This window comes from Bartonella sp. AC329YNZD (assembly GCF_042196685.1).
Lineage (GTDB): Bacteria > Pseudomonadota > Alphaproteobacteria > Rhizobiales > Rhizobiaceae > Bartonella.
Genome location: NZ_JBHIQS010000023.1, coordinates 1 through 18,683, shown reverse-complemented (window position 1 = coordinate 18,683; position 18,683 = coordinate 1). Strand labels below are relative to the sequence as shown.

14 protein-coding genes and 2 pseudogenes are annotated in these 18,683 nt (G+C 36.0%); 10 read left to right on the top strand and 6 right to left on the bottom strand.

What is annotated here, in order from left to right; genetic code table 11:
• Positions 1-5,984 (bottom strand): hypothetical protein (locus ACFIMW_RS08300; protein WP_375608749.1); only part of this gene is annotated, 5,984 nt, incomplete at its 3' end.
• Positions 5,985-6,035: 51 nt separating this feature from the next.
• On the opposite strand from ACFIMW_RS08300, the gene ACFIMW_RS08295 reads away from it, so the two are divergent.
• Entirely contained in the window at positions 6,036-6,203 is a 168-nt protein-coding gene (locus ACFIMW_RS08295; RefSeq protein ID WP_375617372.1) for a hypothetical protein, read from the top strand.
• Between the two features lie 800 nt (positions 6,204-7,003).
• Here ACFIMW_RS08295 and ACFIMW_RS08290 read toward each other — a convergent pair.
• Entirely contained in the window at positions 7,004-7,522 is a 519-nt protein-coding gene (locus ACFIMW_RS08290) for a helix-turn-helix domain-containing protein (RefSeq protein WP_375608750.1), read from the bottom strand.
• Positions 7,523-8,004: 482 nt separating this feature from the next.
• On the opposite strand from ACFIMW_RS08290, the gene ACFIMW_RS08285 reads away from it, so the two are divergent.
• Together ACFIMW_RS08285 and ACFIMW_RS08280 are read left to right on the top strand one after the other, a co-directional pair.
• Entirely contained in the window at positions 8,005-8,451 is a 447-nt protein-coding gene (locus tag ACFIMW_RS08285; protein ID WP_375608751.1) for a hypothetical protein, read from the top strand.
• Between the two features lie 2 nt (positions 8,452-8,453).
• Positions 8,454-8,723: a hypothetical protein gene (locus ACFIMW_RS08280; RefSeq protein ID WP_375608752.1), complete on the top strand. Its 270-nt coding sequence runs from the start codon at positions 8,454-8,456 to the stop codon at positions 8,721-8,723.
• A 317-nt stretch (positions 8,724-9,040) separates the two neighbouring features.
• Here ACFIMW_RS08280 and ACFIMW_RS08275 read toward each other — a convergent pair whose 3' ends face one another.
• The 3 genes and pseudogenes from ACFIMW_RS08275 to ACFIMW_RS08265 form a co-directional block, all read right to left on the bottom strand.
• Positions 9,041-10,252 carry an MFS transporter gene (locus ACFIMW_RS08275; RefSeq protein WP_375606211.1) on the bottom strand — a complete coding sequence of 404 codons (1,212 nt, stop codon included), beginning with the start codon at positions 10,250-10,252 and terminating at the stop codon, positions 9,041-9,043.
• Positions 10,253-10,702: 450 nt separating this feature from the next.
• Positions 10,703-10,909, bottom strand: a pseudogene (locus tag ACFIMW_RS08270) (hypothetical protein); the annotation flags it as partial.
• Between the two features lie 26 nt (positions 10,910-10,935).
• Positions 10,936-11,148 (bottom strand): hypothetical protein, encoded by a 213-nt coding sequence (locus ACFIMW_RS08265; RefSeq protein WP_375606210.1) that lies wholly within the window; start codon positions 11,146-11,148, stop codon positions 10,936-10,938.
• Positions 11,149-12,258: 1,110 nt separating this feature from the next.
• On the opposite strand from ACFIMW_RS08265, the gene ACFIMW_RS08260 reads away from it, so the two are divergent.
• From ACFIMW_RS08260 to ACFIMW_RS08230, 7 genes are all read left to right on the top strand, one after another.
• Complete coding sequence (locus tag ACFIMW_RS08260) at positions 12,259-13,449, top strand: hypothetical protein (RefSeq protein WP_375608755.1); 1,191 nt, start codon at positions 12,259-12,261, stop codon at positions 13,447-13,449.
• Positions 13,446-14,651 carry an ATP-grasp domain-containing protein gene (locus ACFIMW_RS08255; RefSeq protein WP_375608753.1) on the top strand — a complete coding sequence of 402 codons (1,206 nt, stop codon included), beginning with the start codon at positions 13,446-13,448 and terminating at the stop codon, positions 14,649-14,651. Before ACFIMW_RS08260 ends, ACFIMW_RS08255 begins: the two co-directional genes overlap by 4 nt.
• A 165-nt stretch (positions 14,652-14,816) precedes the next feature.
• Entirely contained in the window at positions 14,817-15,077 is a 261-nt protein-coding gene (locus ACFIMW_RS08250; RefSeq protein WP_375606208.1) for a hypothetical protein, read from the top strand.
• Positions 15,043-15,132, top strand: coding sequence for a YqcI/YcgG family protein (locus tag ACFIMW_RS08245; RefSeq protein WP_375606207.1), 90 nt, complete (start codon positions 15,043-15,045; stop codon positions 15,130-15,132). Before ACFIMW_RS08250 ends, ACFIMW_RS08245 begins: the two co-directional genes overlap by 35 nt.
• Before the next feature lie 68 nt (positions 15,133-15,200).
• Entirely contained in the window at positions 15,201-15,371 is a 171-nt protein-coding gene (locus ACFIMW_RS08240) for a YqcI/YcgG family protein (RefSeq protein ID WP_375606230.1), read from the top strand.
• 830 nt (positions 15,372-16,201) lie between these two features.
• On the top strand, positions 16,202-16,372 hold the full coding sequence (locus ACFIMW_RS08235; RefSeq protein WP_375614161.1) for a hypothetical protein: 171 nt from the start codon (positions 16,202-16,204) through the stop codon (positions 16,370-16,372).
• Positions 16,373-16,736: 364 nt separating this feature from the next.
• Positions 16,737-17,957: an MFS transporter gene (locus ACFIMW_RS08230; protein WP_375608754.1), complete on the top strand. Its 1,221-nt coding sequence runs from the start codon at positions 16,737-16,739 to the stop codon at positions 17,955-17,957.
• Between the two features lie 573 nt (positions 17,958-18,530).
• Here the strand turns inward: ACFIMW_RS08230 and ACFIMW_RS08225 are convergent.
• Positions 18,531-18,683: pseudogene (locus tag ACFIMW_RS08225) on the bottom strand (integrase); the annotation flags it as partial.

Below are 18,683 nucleotides of genomic sequence, written 5' to 3'. Positions count from 1 at the left end.
ATATGCTTAACATCTTTTTCAACACCAGTGATACGTTCATTGGTTTCCCAAAGTTGTCCACCATTAACCGCATCTTTTGAATCTTTTTCAACTTTACCATCGGCTACATTGATAATTTTACTTGGTTGACCATCATGGTTAGCGTCATAGGCTCCTTTCTCCTTATTCCAGTGTAGAACATCTGAATCAACCTTGTTGATGACATCATTAATACGGTTATTAATATTTGACATCCCCGTATTAATATCACCAAAAGCATCAGCGACATTATGGTGCTCTTTCTCAGCAGTATTGCCATTCTCATCGACTTTAGAAATCTTGAAGGTAGGGTCTGTCCATTGACCATTCGCATATTTAGCACCACCACCGAAATAATTAGCAAGCTTATTGCTCATGAGATAAAGCTGGTTCCCTGTAATGGCATCCGTTGAACCTTCGGCAATCTCACCATCCAAAAGATACTTCAATTTGCTCTTTGTCTTCTGCCCATCTTTTTCATGACGTGCAACAAATGCTCCTTCTCCATCATCCCACAATAAAGCATCTTTTGAGATACCTTCAATTTTCTGATTAAACTCATTGGATACATTCGTTAAGCGCTGATTCACACTTTTGACATTCGCATCAAGCCCCGTCAAAGCATCACCAACATTATAATAGTTAACTTTTGCTACTTGGCCATCTTCAACAATGGTAGATAAGCTATATTTTGGTTGTTTAAAAGCACCATTTTCGAATGAGGCACCACCACCAAAGTAATTTGCAATATCTCCTGATATTTTATTAATCTGGCTACCATTGATTGCATCACGAGAATCCTGGGAAATTGCACCATCTTTAACATTCAGGAGAGCAACTGGCCCATTGCTCTTATCGCCACCTAAAGTTACACTACTGTAATTAACATTGCCATTTTCACCTTTATCGTAGAGAACTGCTGCTGCAGTTACTGTATCAATATCTTTAGAAATCTTATCTATGCTTTTATCAAGTTGGTCTTTGTTAACAGCTTCATCACCCTTCTCTGCTGCCTTAACACCAGAAATAGAACGCGCTACACCAGCATATCCCGCAATATTGATTTCAGTACCAGCTGTATCCTTACCAATAGTGATAGGAGCAGAAACTCCGTCTTGCTTAACAAGACTATTTTTTACCACTTCGGAAATCTTATTATCAATATTTGTGATAGAAGTATTAACACCTGTAAACGCTTCCGTAACATTATGATAGGCCTCCCCCTGAATAAGGAAAGCTGGTTCTATACCGTTCAATACATCTGTACTACCACCAAAATATTTCGATGTATTTTGAGCGACTGTTTTAAGATTATCAGTAACAGTTGTAACCTTCTCATTCGTAGCAAAAAGCTGTGAACCATTTACTGCTTCAGTAGATGTTTGAGAAAGTTCTCCATCTTTTACACCAGAAAGTGTTCTCTCTTGATTATCTTTATTTGCAATGCTTATTTTAGCACCACCTGTCGCCTTACCAACTGTAATAAGACCATCTTCTCCCTCCTGTTTTACAAGGCTATTTTCTGTTACATTGTTAATCTGATTATAGATATCCGTAATAGAATTATCGACACCTTCAAAAGCATCAGCGACATTATGATGCTTTTTCTCAACAATAGTGCCATCCTCATTACGCTGAGAAACTTTGAAAGTAGGTTCGCTCCACTCTCCATTCTCATAGCGAGCACCACCGCCAAAATAATTTGCAATCTTATCGCCCATCTTATAAAGTTGAGAACCATTTATTGCATCTGTTGAATCTCCTGAAATATCACCATCCGCAAGGAACTTAATCTTACTATCTGTTTTACGTCCGTCTTTTTCATGAAGTGCAACAAACGCTTGCTCCTCTTCACTCCAAAGTAACGCGTCTTGAGAAAATTTATCAAATTTATCATCAAATTTCTTGTCTACATATTGTATATGTTTATTCACATTTTTGACATTTACATCAAGTCCTTCAAGAGCCTCACCAACATTGTCAAAGATTTTCTGTTCTACCTTACCATCTGCAGAAACGGTAGATAAATTATACTGTGGTCCAACAAAAATACCATTTTCAAACGAGGTATTACCACCAAAGAATTTTGCAATGTCACTGCCCATAGAATGAATTTGGGAACCATTGATTGCGTCTGTTGACTCTTCTGAAATATCACCATTTAAAAGGTAAGTAATCTTACTATCTGTTTTACGTCCGTCTTTTTCATGACGTGCAGCAAATGCTTGTTTACCATCATCCCAAAGCAAAGCATCTTGAGAGAACTTATCAAATTTATTATCTACATACTTTATACGACTATTCACATTTTTGACATTTGCATCAAGCTCTGTCAAAGCATCACCAACATTTTTAAAGGTTTTCTGTTCTACGCTACCATCTGCAGATACTTTAGATAGATTATATCTAGGGCCTATAAAAGCACCATCCTGAAATGCTGCATCCCCACCAAAGAATTTTGCAACATCTCCAGATATCTTTGTGACCTGACTACCATTTATCGCTTCTGTTGAATCTTCTGAAATCTTTCCATTTTTCACACCTGCAATGGTTCGCTCTCCCTCAGTACCTGTAATATCAATTTTCGTACCGCCTTTTTCTTTACCAATGGTAATAAGCTTCTGATCTTCTTTCCATTTAACAAGACTGTTTTCTGTTACATTATTAATCTGACTATAAATATCTGTGATAGAAGTATCAACAGCAGCGAAAGCATCCATTACATTGTCGTGTTTTGTATTCTGAACAGTAAATGTTGGTTTGATACCATTAAGTATATCTGTCTCCTCACCACCAAAAAAATCTACTATATTAGTAATATAATTAAACAGTTGATGGCCATTTATTGCTTCTGTTGAATCGGAACTGACTTTTCCAACTGCAACGCCAGAAATAATTCGATCTCTGCCTTCAGAGTTCGCAATATTGATTTCGATACCTTCTTTTTCAGCACCAATGGTAATATTTTTTTTACTTTTACTCCATTTAACAAGACTATTGTCTTCTATCTCAAACTTCATTTTATATAATTGTGAAAGGTTAACAGCATCATGCTCATTGCTACCATCTGCGACTCCTGTAATTTTTGTATTGGCGGCATGAATACCACCCTTGGTCATTCTTGGGCCATCTTTGATCATGAAACCGGCATTACTCATTCTGCTATCCCCTGTTTCTACACGACCAACTTTAATATATTCGCTTAAATCAAACTTTACTTCATTGTTATCACCTCTGGTAATTTTTATATTTGTGTTCTCACTCTCATTATTATCATCGTCTTTATGCTTAACTGCAACAAACTTTACTGTACTTCCTGCTTCAACATCTGTAGCATTATCACCATCAACAGAAAGCTTCCAGCCCGTTTCCATCCCCGCTGTAAAGTCTTTCAGCTGTTTATAATTTACTGCATCAGTATCATCAGTACCAGCTTTCACTTTTGTAATCTTTTTGCTACCAGCATCAATACCTTTCACAGTTATGCTTGGTCCTCCATCAACAAACTTAAAGCCATCGTTGCTCATAATGCTGTTGCCTGTCGTGACACTCGTGAGCTTAAGAGTATCATTCAGAGAAAATGTAACTTGATTACTGTCTTTTGCAATTTTTATATTTTTGCTACCATCTTCATTTTCACCAGCAACAAAATCTACTGTACTCCCAGCTTTAACATCTGTAGCATTATTACCATCAACAGAAAGTTTCCAGCCATTTTCTGCAAGTGTTCTTACCTCTGTCAACTGCTTATAATTTACAGCATCGGTTTCTTCTGCCCCCTTAGCTACTCCTGTAATTTTTTTATCACCAGCATTAATACCATTTAAAGTTATGCTTGGTCCATTACCATCAATAAACGTAAAGCCATCGTTGCTCATAATGCTGTTCCCTGTCGTAACACTCGTCAACTTAAGAGTATCATTCAGAGAAAATGTAACTTGATTACTGTCTTTTGCAATTTTTATATTTTTGCTACCGTCTTCACCCACAGCCGCAATAAGATCTACTGTACTCCCAGCTTTAACATCTGTAGCATTGTTCCCATCAACAGAAAGTTTCCAGCCTGCTTCAGCAAGTGTTCTTACCTCTGTCAACTGCTTATAATTTACAGCATCAGTATCTTCTTCCCCTGCCGCTACTCCTTTAATCGTTTTATCACCAGCATGAATACCATTAACAGTTATGCTCGGTCCATTACCATCAGTAAACCCAAAGCCAACAGCACTCATAACGCTTTCTCCTGCTGTGACAGTCATTACCTGAATATCATCAGCTAGATCAAATGTGACATTGTGATCATTATCTTTTTCGATCTTGATATTTTTTGTACCTTTATTGTCAGCTGACTGAAAATTTACTGTACCATTTGGACCAATAGCCGTAGCATTTCCACCGTTAACAGCAAGCTGCCAACTCGTTTTGTTCGCGTTTTTCACCTCTTGCAACTGCTTATAATTCACTGCATCGTTAGGTTCAGACCCATCTGCTACGTTTGTGATCTTTTGCTTGGCCGCATCAATACCATCAATAGTCATCATTGGACCATTATCAATAATAAAACCATCATCACTCATCGTGCTTTGGCCTGTGGTGACGCTTGTAAGTTTGAGAATATCACTCAAAGTAAATTCAATTTTATGCTTAGTATCTTCAGTTTTTTTTGCAATCTTTAAGTTATCTTTTCCTACTTCACTATTTTTCACTGAAAAATCTACGGTATTGCTTGGATTCACGTCTGTAGGATCTGTATCGTTAGCAGAAAGTTTCCAACCCCCTGCCCCTGCTATGACATCTCTCATAGCTTTTAGTTGCGCCACGTTTACCGCATCGGTATCTTCACTTCCAGCAGCGACCCCTGTAATTTGTCGTGTTAGGTTACCATTACTAGTACCACCAACTTCACCAACGCTAAAAGCACCTGCTGTGCTTTTCCATGCCATACCGGTTTCTGTCGAATCACCATTAAGGTAAGGGTCATACCCCTTAACGCCCTTGTTCCTATCAGAGACCGAGCCACCACCGATAGCAACACCGTCATACACCGTTACTTGTGCATTTGCGCCAATAGCAACAGAATCTTCCGTTTCAGCATAGGTATGTGTACCTATAGCAATCGCGTTTTCTCCCTTCGCTGTTACTTTTCTGTTAGGATTATTTTCTTCGGTTCTGTCAGAGCGCCTGACCCCTATTGCAATAGCACCTGACCCCAAAGCTTCAGCATCTGTACCTATAGCAATCGTATAACTCTTTTCTGCCTTAACTTTTGTACCTAAAGCAATACTACTGTCACCAGAAGCAGTTGCAAGTCCTCCAATAGCAACTGAAGATTCCCCCGATGCCTCTGAACCAACCCCCATAGCAACAGCTGCTTTACCACTTGCAAGTGCGGAAACACCAAAGGCTTGAGCTCCTCCAGCCTTCGCCGTTGCACCTGCACCCAAAACGGTTGAATAATTACCCGTCGCTGCAGACCCACACCCCGTAGCAAAAGAATAAACACCGTAAGCCTCAGGCATAGCGCTAGCAAAACCACTGGTGGAAAATGTCCCCATATAACCACCCAAAACTCTACCATCAGCCCTAGCCGTGTGTCCATCACCCGTCCAAATAACCTTTTCAGTGGTCGTACCATAAGGATGACGACTGTTAAACTCTTGATCAGTAATAAATCTATTATATTGCTCCTCTGCAGTTATTCGTCCAGTATCAGGAATTACCTGCTGTTGTTTACCACCACGACCAATAACATTGTCTGCACCACAGTAGTCATCATCACCAGCAAAAACAACACTCCCATGACTACCATACGGATACATGACACTAGCACCACTTGTGCTTCTAACTAGCTCTCCTGTTATTGAGAGATTCGCCGCAAAAACAGGAGAAACACTCGATAAGAGTGTCGCCATTACCGTACTAAGAGAGACAACTTTAATTAAATTTGGTGTGGAATATTTTTTTTTCATAAGAACCTCCTCCAACAGAGTTCAACATCATTACAACGCGCGGAAACACTCATGGCAAAACCCTCAGTTTGCGCACTTCAAAAACCAATAAATCAAGACAAAACCCTCCCCCTACGATACCGCTATTTTTTACGGCATCGCCCTAAAATCTTTGCAACAACATCGAATCTAGAAAAGTCCCCAACCCTTTTAGCTAGAGGGATTCAAGCTAAAAAATAAATAAAAACACAAAACTTTGAAAATATACCGTTATCTCCATTCAAAAACACTGCGATTTATCTCTTAACAAAAATAGTTTCACTAAAGAGCAATTCTACCTTTCAAATAAAGCGCATTAAAAGAATGGCAAGAGTGTAAAAATAATTTTTTATAAATTTATAAAAATACTTCTCAATAAAATAGCTGTTCTTATAAGCACAAATTTATGATTTTTTAACTTATAGCATAATGTAATAATGACAATTATCATGATAACATCACTCTTTGCTGCGAAGTAATCTGTTTCAATATATGATGCACACCTTTGAAAGAAATCTGTCTTAAATATAATGATGCACGCTCTGTAAAAAGTTTTAACGTGCTCATCTTATCATCTTCATAAAAAGATAAAAGCGCTATAAATAAGCTTTCGTTCTTCTTTCTTTCATGTCTGTTCCCCTTCATAGTCATCAAACACCGTCCTTGTATTTTCACTAAAGCTGTTTTCTAAACTCTTTCCTCTCACATAACCCACTGTATTTTCACCGTTGTCCGTATCTTTTCTTCAACCAACAAATATTTCAGGAATGATGCTATACTCGCTTCATTTTGAAGAAATTTTGTTTGTATCACTACTCGTCATTCTTTTTATGAACCATTTTATCTTTAATCAGAGAAATATATTGATTTATAATAATAGTTTCTCGTTTTTCAGATCGAATAAGAGACTCGAAAATCGTGAGATTTTCACATTCCAAACTTGGTTATACAGCAGAAAATCAAAAAAGTTTTATTTTTTTAAAAAGCTGTTCATTCGTATCTTATGAAGTTGCTAGAGGTGTTTTTTCAGCTTCGATTTTACGTCTCAAATGTAATTTTAAAAGCGGCAAAGTGGCGTCGATTTCTTCTATATCATTGAGGTTTTGAATAAGCTCTTGCAATCTTCCATAAAGCTCTGCTGCTAATTCCGCAACATCTTCAGGAGAAAGTGTTATTTTTGCATCATGATAGGTCGTATAAACTAAATGTCCAAGCTTTTTCATCAGCCCAGCAGGAATCGCCTGCGGTTTAAAACCAGCTGCTTTCGCCTTTGCCATATCTGAAAACATATCACCATTGCCTGTTACTAACCAATCTAATGAAACACCACAAATTTCTTGATATTTGGAGAGCGCAGAGGCTGTAGGCTCACTTATACCAGTTTCATAAGTTCCTATAGAGCCAGCAGTGATACCAAGATGTTCAGCAAACTGCTTACGCTCTGTGAAACCAAGAGCGTGACGCACTTCACGAAAACGTTTTGCCAACTCAGTTTTAGGTTTTGCTTCCGGACGAGCCAAAAAAACACTCCAAAATCAATATAATTGTTGACTAAATAATTATATTTATCGTTACTGCCCCTTAAGAAGAGCAGTTATCACATACATAACCCCACAAAAACGGATGTTACAGTATCCATTTAAGCAGGAGCGAAAATTATGACAATTACAAAAAATGCAATCGCTGTGGTATTTTTCTGAGCTGCGCCCCTGTAATATAACCTTGGAAAAACTCAAGCCTATCAGAGGCTATTTTCCAGAGTCAAAAACATTTGGACACAGGCCAATGAAAAAACTAAATGCGCCAATGCCAACTCTATCAGTTTGCATGCCAAGCCAATTCTTGCCAACTGCTTTCTCAAAAGTTGCAGTCATATTCTTTCAAAAGCAAAAAGCCTAATACGATTCTCTTCATTTCATGCTGTGCAATATACCACTGAAATTTTATTACAAAAATATGCTAATGCATTTCCCATAGGTTTTATAAGGTAAAAAGTTTATCAATGTCTAAAAATCAATATAAAATAGGCAAAATAATTGGTATTCTACAAAAAATGAGATTATCACTCGTTATTAAAAAGTTAGACGTTTACAAACCCTGTTTGCTTATTTTATATATTAATGGCACTGATTTAGCTGTAACTGGCAATAGAGATTTCAGGGTTTTTGGTTTATCGTCAGAATACTCTTCCTCTACGCATATTAAAAGCCTTTTGGCAATGTATTTTAAATGCTATAAATTCTATAGTAAACACATTGCCATCCATATTTACAATTGGGCGCTTCAAAATCTTGGAGTAATAAAATCTTTAATAGGCTTTGATTTAAAAGCGCGTATTTTGCAGAAAATTGACAAAACCATGAGGTTCGTATACATGGCAATTTTAAGTGATGATAGTGGAGTGATACTTAAAAAAGCTGCATGGAAACCCGCAACGTTGAGGAATTAAGCATGACCTCTTTATGCGATAAAGAATTATCTGATACACTGGTTGGTCTTTATGACGACTATCAACGCGGTTTCGACATTGGAGAAGAGCTTAAACTGTGCGTGGATTTAGCATTATCTCTTGAATTGGAACTCAGTATTCACCGTTTAAGTGAAACAGATGCTGTTTTAAAAAAAGAGATTGTGCAAACCTTGCATCGTCGCAGAAACACTCATACCAACGAGGATGAAATTGATACAATTTTTCATATGGATTTTGAAAAACAAAAATAATGCAATACTCCCCCCATATGATAAGATATTACATCGTCGCTTTACTTTCTACTACGCTTAGACAAAAAACTTTCAAGAAGATTTAAAGTGTTACGTTTTCGTCTTCTTAACAACAGTGAGATGAATTAGAGAGACGCATCAATTCTTTTGGGTTATTATCAAAAAATAGGGAGTATTCTCTAGCATATATCAATTTATGCTTTATTTATTAAGCACTAACTTTCCATTTGCTCACCACCCCTTTAAAAGAAAAATATGAAATATACCACAACATAAATGTTTATAAAATAGCGTATTTTACCACACTTAAAGCCAATTTATTGTTTTTCATGTTTATAAAACAGTACAATGAGAATTCCAACAAACGCAACAATGCTTTGAAAAAAATATATCGATTGAGGTGATATGCTACTGTTATCGCTTGCCATAATGAGATAGAATCCGAGGATCAAGCATCCAGAGATACCATTAAAACTTGCCTGCAATCTTCCTTGGTATTCAGGATCACAAGAGAGTTGTGATAAAGAAATCGAAAGAGCCCAACTCGAAAGTCCAAATCCAATCATAAAGTAAACAGGAAAAACAACAAAATTGTGTGTATTAACAGATAAAATAGCGAGGCCAATAGCCATAAAAGCTAATAAAATGGCTAATGTTTTCCTTATCGATAAAACTTTACAAAGAAGTGGTGAAAAAAACGCACCTGTCAATACGCCCATAGAATAAAGCACCTCAAATATTGCAAAGGTCCTGTTATCAGCATGTAAAACCTCTTGTATATAAGGAACGAGAATAACAGGAATGGTCATCAAAAGAGTCATAATAATCATCTGGCTTATATAAGGTACAAAAAGAGCCGGATTCTGTTTAAAATAATGAAGGGATGCTGTATAATTTTCCCACCAATTTTGCTGGTTTTGTTTTTTAGATCTTCGGTTTTTAGGTACCTTCATTACAAAATTAAATAAACCAGCAATGATAAAGAATATACCACCTATTAGAAGAGTTCCTTTTGTTCCTGCATAGGATAGTATAAATCCACTTAAGCCCATACCTACGATAGTGCCAAGTTCATAAACCATATCGATGGTTGCATTTGCATTGATGAGCTGTTCCTTCAGCACAATACTTTGAATTAAAGAAATAGCTGATGGCATATAAAAAGGGATAAAAATACCCAAAAGAGCAGATAAGACCATCAATTCAATTTTTATACCAAAATGCCAAAGCATTACCCAGCTTACGATTACCAAACCTCTCACAAGATTTGAAATAATAATCTGCGTTTTACGGTTATATTTATCTGCCAATATGCCAAAAATAGGCGCAAAAATAATGCCAGGCGTCCAAAGAAAAAGCATCATCAACGCTACACCACGGATTGAGCCCGTCTGATTGTAAGCGAGCCACGACAATGTAATATAATTTAGTCCACTTCCAAATGTAGCAAATAAGCCACTCAAAGTAAAATAGAGAAAAGTTCTATTTTCAAATAAAGCAATGCGTTCCTTCAAATTTGAAGTGAACATAAATTATCCTCTAAAATGAATCCCAGTCGATATGCATGATACATCCTGTTTAAAAACAGGCATTCTTACAATTTTCATTTTAGATCATTAAATTTAAGAAAGCAAAATTTCTTTTTTGAGGCTTTTACAATCTTTGTGCTGTTGTATGATTAATTCTTCTATGAAAACAGAACATTTATGGACAAAAACAAATTTAATATTTTATGTGCGTTTTATTCAGAAGCTACACCTTTATACATATGTGAAACAATTTTACGGTATGGAAGCTGCACTCACATCATTGCCCTTATTATTCCGTGCATTAAAATATGCTCGAGTATACTCCTCCATGTCGTTCTTCTATCATCACACTTTGGCTCTAAAAGAATAAACACACTATTATCCTCACGATAAATATTGATAACTTTTCTATTCCTCTTCTCTAAATCTTTTAAAACAAGCCCATTACAGTTAGCTTTCCAAATAAATTTTTTCAATAAAAGAGAGTTTTTCTTCGTATTTTAAGTTTAAACCATCCCTTTTCTGCAACCGTTCCAGTATAGTAATGGGCGGTAAATGAAGATAAAATGTAATATGAGGTCTTAGAATAGATTGATTTAATTTAAAGGCACTTTCAACAGAAAGCTCTCGAGCATAAAAATAAGCAAGACTAGAATAAACATATCGATCCTAATTAATAAATTTTACGATGACGTTAAGGAAGGTTCAATAATTTCAAGCGTATGTTTGCGTCTATCTGTCGCTGATAAGAGTGCTAAAAGCAACGGATCAATTGCTTTTCCATTATCTAAGTAATCTCTAATTTCTGGATTATTTCTATACCAATAACTGGGTTGAAAAGTTTGTATTATATGTTTTTCTGTTGAGTAATGGCGAGAAATTTCTTTGAAGACCACATGGAATTATAAACTTTTTTATCAAAATACATTTTGTCTATATACTTTCCATAAGTTAAATTGTTTTATGTCTGAAATCTCTTAATGTTTAATAAGGTGTTTTTTTTACTCGTCTCTAAACAGAAAAACACAATACTCCCGCATTTTGTATAACTTATTAACTTTATGATAAATGGCGGTATATCGACTTAGTTTTAAGATAAGGTTATATTTTAGACAACTTAAAATGAGATTAAGTATTTGTAAAAAATATATTTTTTTATCACACTCCATAACCTGCCATTTTTTAACGAATTCTAGTAGAGTTTCCGAGGATTACTCCTATAGCGTCGTGTAAGTGTAGAGAAATGAGTTCGATCTCAGTATTTATTGTCCCTAAGAGCTGGTAGTAGATTCCGCTACATAGGAATCTAATGAAATCAACTCTATCTTTTCTCAAACCACTTCCCTCGCTATAAGCATTTGATATCCGATTCCGTTAAAAAGCAGCAGAGCAATTCTTGGAAAACATCGCTGAGATATTGAAATATGCCTAGCAAAAGCTTTTGAATCAAATGTTTCACTATATTTTCGCTATATTCATAAACTGAAACTAAGAATATTATAATAAGCCCTCAAACAACGACGACGCCAAAATCAGCCGTAATAAAGCCTCCTAAAACTGAACCAATAATACCTTCTCTCTATAAAAAGACTACTATGTAAAGGTTTTAATACAATACCTTAGCGCTAATGCCATAAATGTTTCTGATAGATAACGAAGTTTATTCGTCACAACAACATCTAACAACGGTCAATAGAAAAACCTCAACCTTGAGTATAAACAAAATCAACTTGAAAGTGCAAAATATATCTCTAGGACATAGTCCCTTATTGGCAAGCCCCCTGCCAAGAAACACAGTAAAAATACCAGCCTCCATCCTACTCATTCTCCTGAAAATAAGCTATCTCTACCATAAACATCAGCGTTCAATTTTTCCTACCGAAAAAACTTGACATGCACAGCAATACATGTACACGTTCACAGTTTTTGAACATGTATGCTGATTTATAATACTGTGTGTTTTGAAGAGATTCTGAAATGGGGGGGATAATGTGCACAAACAACTGATGTTTCGGTTTTATGGGCTTGTTGTCCTGCTGTATCTTTCTGATATGGTTTTATTTTTAAGTAATCTTTGGAATGCTTATCGCATAACATCCTCATCGGTTTTCCTAGGCGTAACCATGGCTTTAGGCACCCTTATGCCCTATCTTTTGAAAAAAAGCGGACTTGTGCACATTAAAGCCTCACTGCGGTTGATCGATTTATACAAAAGGCGGATCATTATCTATAGCCTTCTTTTATTGATTGCTATTTTCCATTACGCTGATTCCCCCTTTGGTTTTATCGCTGTCTCTATCTCTATCGGCTATCTCTCTTTGATTACCTTAAGCACACTCGAGACTTATAATACTAAACTAGCACTTAGTGGTTATATTAGCGCCCAAAAGGCTTCCCGAATTATGCAAACAGTGGTGCAAATTGGCGCTTTTTTGGGAGCAGCACTAAGTGGTTATCTCTTAGAAGCGACCAGCCCTCGAGGGGCAGCGGCTGAAATCGGTTATAATGGTTTGATTGTGACACTTTGTGTGTTTGACATCATTATAAGCCTTATAGCCGGATATATTATATTTTGCGATGAATACAACGCTACAGATACCACAGCACTTGCAACAGGTAAGAAGCCAGCACCTACACCGCAAGCGGATGGACTCTCCCGTGAGCTTAAACTTTTATGCGTCTGCATAGGACTTATTGGCTTTCATATTTGCGCTTATAATACGCTGGCAACCATTCTTTTTCAGAGTGTGAAAAATTTTGGCTCTGAATACTATGGGCTTTGCAGTGCGGTTGCGGGCATGGGCGCTTTTTTGGCTGCTTTTATCAAAATCCCTCGTTTTGAATTTATTCTCCCAGCCCTTATGTTGAGCGTAGCTGATCTTATTTTTAGCACCACACAATCGCCCTATTTAGCTGTGGCCTTTTGCTTTTTTATTGGTTTTTCAATGAATACCATGCGAATTAATGCCCGCAAACATACGATTGAAGCCACCAAAACAGAGGCTCAAGCAGAGCTGGTGGGAAGCTATAGCGGCATGCTTTATACTCTCTCCCAGTCGGCAGGTTATGTTATCCTTGGTCTTCTTACAAGCTCTGCCCTTATGGGTCCTCAAGCAGCTGTTTATCTTCTGCCCCTTATAGGATTGATAATCTTTATTTATGTTCTTTTCCTTTTATCACAGCGGAACAAAGTATGAGAAAACCTATTCTTATTGTCGACCCTTTCTCTACGGGTACCCTCTATGGCCCTGCTTTGCAAAAATTAGGCTATGCTTGTTATGGTGTTGTCTCTCAAGCAGCTCCTTTTTCACACTTTATGCTTTCTTATCAGGGAAAGGGCATGGCAGAAACGAAGCTTCATAGTGTAGATGAGATAAAGAAACGCTTTCCTATCGGCACGATAGAGGCTGTAATAGCGGGTGCCGAAAGAGGTATCTATTGTGCAGAGCAATTGGCGGCTTATTATGGTTGTCTTGGGAATAACCCCTTGACTACCGATTGGCGACGGAAAAAAGCAGCGATGCAAAAACGCCTTTGTGAAAATGGTTTATCTTACATCCGATCAAAGATTCTTACAAAAAACGATTGTACTTTCGATGGTTTTGAAAGCCACAGCGGCTATGTGGTAAAGCCAAATGATTCTGCAGGGAGTGATGGTGTTTTGTTTTTCTCTAATCTTGAGGAAGTAGTAATGTGGACCTCTGAAATAGACTGGAAGAAAAAAAATATTTTTGGCGCACCTAACGAGGCCTATTTGCTCCAAGAAAGATTGGAGGGAGAAGAATACATCGTCGATGCCGTTGTAAAGGGAGAGGCTATAAAAATATGTAGTTTGTCACGATATAAAAAAGGTATTCATAATGGAAGTACTTTTGTTTATGAAACACTTGATGTGCTTGATTCTCAAGATCCCTCTTATGCCCCTCTTATCTCTTATGCAAAACAATGCATTCGCGCGCTGGGGATTGAATATGGACCTGCGCATATGGAAATCATGCAAACAGCTCGTGGTCCAGTGATGATCGAAGTAGGAGCCCGCCTCCACGGAGGAATTGCACCCACCTTGTTCGCGCATTGCTATGAAGATGGTTTACTTGAAAGCTCCGTTAACCTTATTGCAGGCGTGTTTTCGCAAACACCAAGTCGCTTTAAGAAAAAAGGGCGTATTATCTTCCTTATCAACGAGATCGACGGTCATATTATAAAAGATGTTAACGTATGGCGGCAAAAGCTTTATTCCTGGGAAAATGTGGTTCATTTTATGCTCTTTTTTAAAGAAAACGAGCCCCTCCCCCTAACCATCGATTTAAATACCTGCCCAGCTATTATAGCAATTTGGGGACACAGTGATGATGAATTATCAGCTTTGGAGAGGATCATTCGTAGCAATTTCTTATAAAATACAGCAATGGGGAGGAAAACATGGATTCAGAAGCACAAATAATTGAAAATATAGACAAATATTAAAAATGGAAGCAAGTCATTTTTAAAGAATTCAATGCAACCATGAATAACACAATTAGGCCTTTTCTGCCTATTTGGTGTAAATGGATACTCAAAAAATATGCTTAGATTTGGGTTCTACAACAAGCTAACCTCAAAAAATATGATGGAAGACCTGATAACTTATTGCGATAATTATAAAAGTTTTGGAAAGAACACATCTTTTATTGCATTCGAGGAGCCAGCCCCATACAAAGTATCGAAGTTTATAGAGAAAAATTCTGATCTATGCTTAAAAATTTGCGAGATTTTGACAACCGAGAATGACCTAAGTATATACAAAAAATATGTACAATCGTCTATGGGAGTTCTGCTTTCATAGCGAACCTATATTCATAGTTTGCAATACCCCGTCTTATATAAACAGAATTAAGTAAGTTCTATATTTATGTTAACTTTCCAGCTTAAGTGTTTTTTCTGATCTTCTCTCTACAGAACAAAATGCATTCTCGTTATAGGAAAAAAGCTTGAACCTTTTGATATTATCACAAAATCTCCTTTTTTAGGAAAATATGGCGAACCCCAAAATAGAGAATGGACGCAATATTTTCTGCAAAACAACACTATTGAATCCCTACCTTACTCATATCATTTAATGAAACACGATAATGACTAAGTTTTCTAAAATTAAATTAAATAAAAATATTTATGATATATTAAAAATTATGCTGCCAAAACAAGGCTCTATAAAGATACAAAGGGATTTTCCAAAAAAATACGCGATTGACATATTCACAAGGTCGATGAAATTCTCTTGAATTATAGAGGGAGATATATGATTGTTTTTCTAATTGTGACAGCACACAAATTTCGTGATTTATTTTGCCCATTAGAAAATATTGGTTAGTTGAGTAAGTTTTAAAATACATAGCATTCCGTATAATGTAGTGTGTATGTATAAAACTTCTCAGGATGATCGTGTTAATAGCAATGTTTAAGGGGGCTTTTTTTGGAAAGATTTTACAGCAATTACGAGTATCTCTAGAATGAAAAGCGCTGATTTTTAGAACAGAGAGAAACATTGATTATAACAGTTTATTAGGCTAAACGCAGAATATTTATCCTAATGATTGATGGTTAATTGTAACGGAATAGTTTTTTGATAATCATAAAGAAAAAGGTATAGAGCGTGTTTCTTTTAGTTAAGGAAGAGTATTGCTCATTTTTCTTTCTAAAAGTAAGCAAATTCAAAGATAATTTTTTGTTCTTGTAGTGGTGAGAAAATAATTGTTGAAGTCAGTGAAGGGGAGATTCCTATAGATTGTTACAAAGTTTAATAAAAGTTGGAATACTTAAAAATTCTCGGTTCCTATAATGATTTAAGAATACCAGATTAGGATACGGAGAATTCAAGAGCTCAAAACTTTGTGATAATATTGGTTTAGAATTACATCTTGTTCATTCAGACGAGATGAGCTCGTTATTATATGTCACAGAAACATAGAGGTGGAGAATTTTAAAAAAGCTTATTCAGAATCTGACTTAAAGGTTATTGGAACTTTAACAGTAAGATTGGTTTTGTCTCATGTTGCTCAAAAATTAGCAACCAATCTTGTTGTGACTAGACTAAATTTGGAAGATCTGCTCACTGAACGTTTTTATAATATTATGAAATGATAAAATATTCATATTTCTTCTTGTACCGTACATGAAGCCGGTGCTATTTTTATTTATTATCCGTTGCACCATTGTCCGAAATATATTTTAAGTGGTTGTCACTTGAAATATGCCTTGGGAAATTATTTGGCAAGAGAGCGTACCTATATGTATTGGAAAGTAATTTCCTATTATTTGTCTCAATCTATGCGTACAACGTTACCAAGTATAGAATTCATGCTGACAGATGACTTGCGAAAAATAAGTGCCTATAACGCATTTAGACTAAAATTTTACGAAAAACTGGAATTTAGTCCCGAACCATATTCGATAATGGAGAAAATCATAAAATGGCTTGAGTCTCTATTTAAGAGGGAAGAGGCTATTGCGTAATTCTGTGTTTCTTATGATTGTGATTGGTTGTTTGACGAGTTTTTGTGCTAGTGGTGTATTATCTATTGGCCTTTCTTTGTTACAATTCCAAGATACAACGGGAAAAGCGTCTGCTACTTTAAATGTCGTTAATTTAATCGCAATTGGAATTGCTGGTTTATGTTTGGGAAATGTGTTGGCGCACTATCAAGGCTTTATAATTGGGTTTTATAGTCAAATTATTTGCGCTTGTTTATTGTCTTTCTTATTATTTATGAACAATCCGGTGCTTATTTTATTTGTATTTTTTTTACTTTCTCTCTTGATGGGGGCTGATAATCCAAATAACAATAGTGCCTTGAATCTGCTGGTTCCAGCTCCCAAACAAAAAGCTGGAATTTTTGCATTTTATACTAGTTGCTGTCAGTTTTTTGTTATTATATCCCCGTTGCTTATATATTTTATAATTGCGCATTTGGGGCACAAAATAGCCATAGCCTTTATTGTATTTATCTATCTTTTGAATGCCAGCTTATGGTTTCGTATAAAGTCTATACAACACCTAAACAGAGTAAAAGAGCTATTAAAAAAGCCATCTCAAAAGGCTTATGGAGTTGGTTTTAGATGCCTTTGGCGGATTTCTGCGTTGCGGTTTTTAACGATTAATCGTATTTTGAATAATTCTCTCTATACGGGGCCTATTGTTTTATTGCCACTTGCTCTTGCTTCTATAACATCAGATAACATAAAATTTACAGCTATTCAAAATTCTATTTTTGCTTTGTCAGCACTGGGTTTTGTGATCAATGGTCTTATCTCATCTTATTATTTACGGAAATTTCCATCTTTAATTCGTTTTTTTGTATGGGGGGCACCGGCTTTTGCCGTGATCGCAATCTCTTTTGTTTTATATTTAAATTTTACTCAATATTCCCTTTATATTATGGGGTTTTTATTAGGTATTGGGCAATTTTATTTTAGGGTATCGGGAATAACAATTGGACAAGCTATCACACCTAGTGAAAATTTAGCCGAGGTTATTTTGGCAGGCGATGCCAGTGTGCGCATTATAACAGCTTTATTCTCTATTGTGCTTTTATATGCAGGAAAATTTTTTTCATTTTCTATATTATACGTCCTGTGTGTATTTATAGGCTTTTGCGCCCCTTTATTTATTTTGCACGGACTATCTATTTACATACAAAGCTTAGAGATAAAAGAAAGTGCCGCATGAATGATGTTCAATTATTATATTACGTCAGCCTTTTTTTGATTATCGTATAGATAAAAATTTTGTACAAATATTCATGACATTAATTTTAAATGAGCACATTGCGTGAAAAAAGCTGAGGTATTCGTTATCTCTCATGTGGATAAAACGCATTTAGCCCGTTAATCAACAAAATTGCAAATAGCACTATGATCACCATTAATTCTAAAAGCTCTACCAGAAGTTAGTGATAATGGCAAAAATCCTTTAATGATATTTGAAGAGATCGTTTATGCTAGATCAGGTTATCTAAAGATCGAGAGAAGAGGAGCTTAGAAATTATAAAATTGATGAAAATTCAATAGTAATTTCTAAGTATACATAATGACAGGCATAGATCGGCGCGAACTAGTCAATTTCAAACAATAAAAAATCCTGCAAATGCTGAGCTTTTTAAACTATGTCATATCAAGCATATGAAAGTTCGTTTTAAATTAATGGCGGAGAGAGAGGGAGCGTTATATTTATATAAAATCAATAAGTTATATAAAAGTTCGGGAGTTTTGATTCCGTTGATTATTTTAACTTATTTTATGTCTATCCCGAACCTTTTTGTAGCTTTTTGATTGCTTCTATTGCAAGTCGTTTTCTATCAGCTGTTTTGGTATAAAGGGATGCCATTTTATCTTCTGTCCAGCCAAAAAGCGCTTTCATTTGCGAAACTGTCGCACCAGCATTGGCTGCACGTGT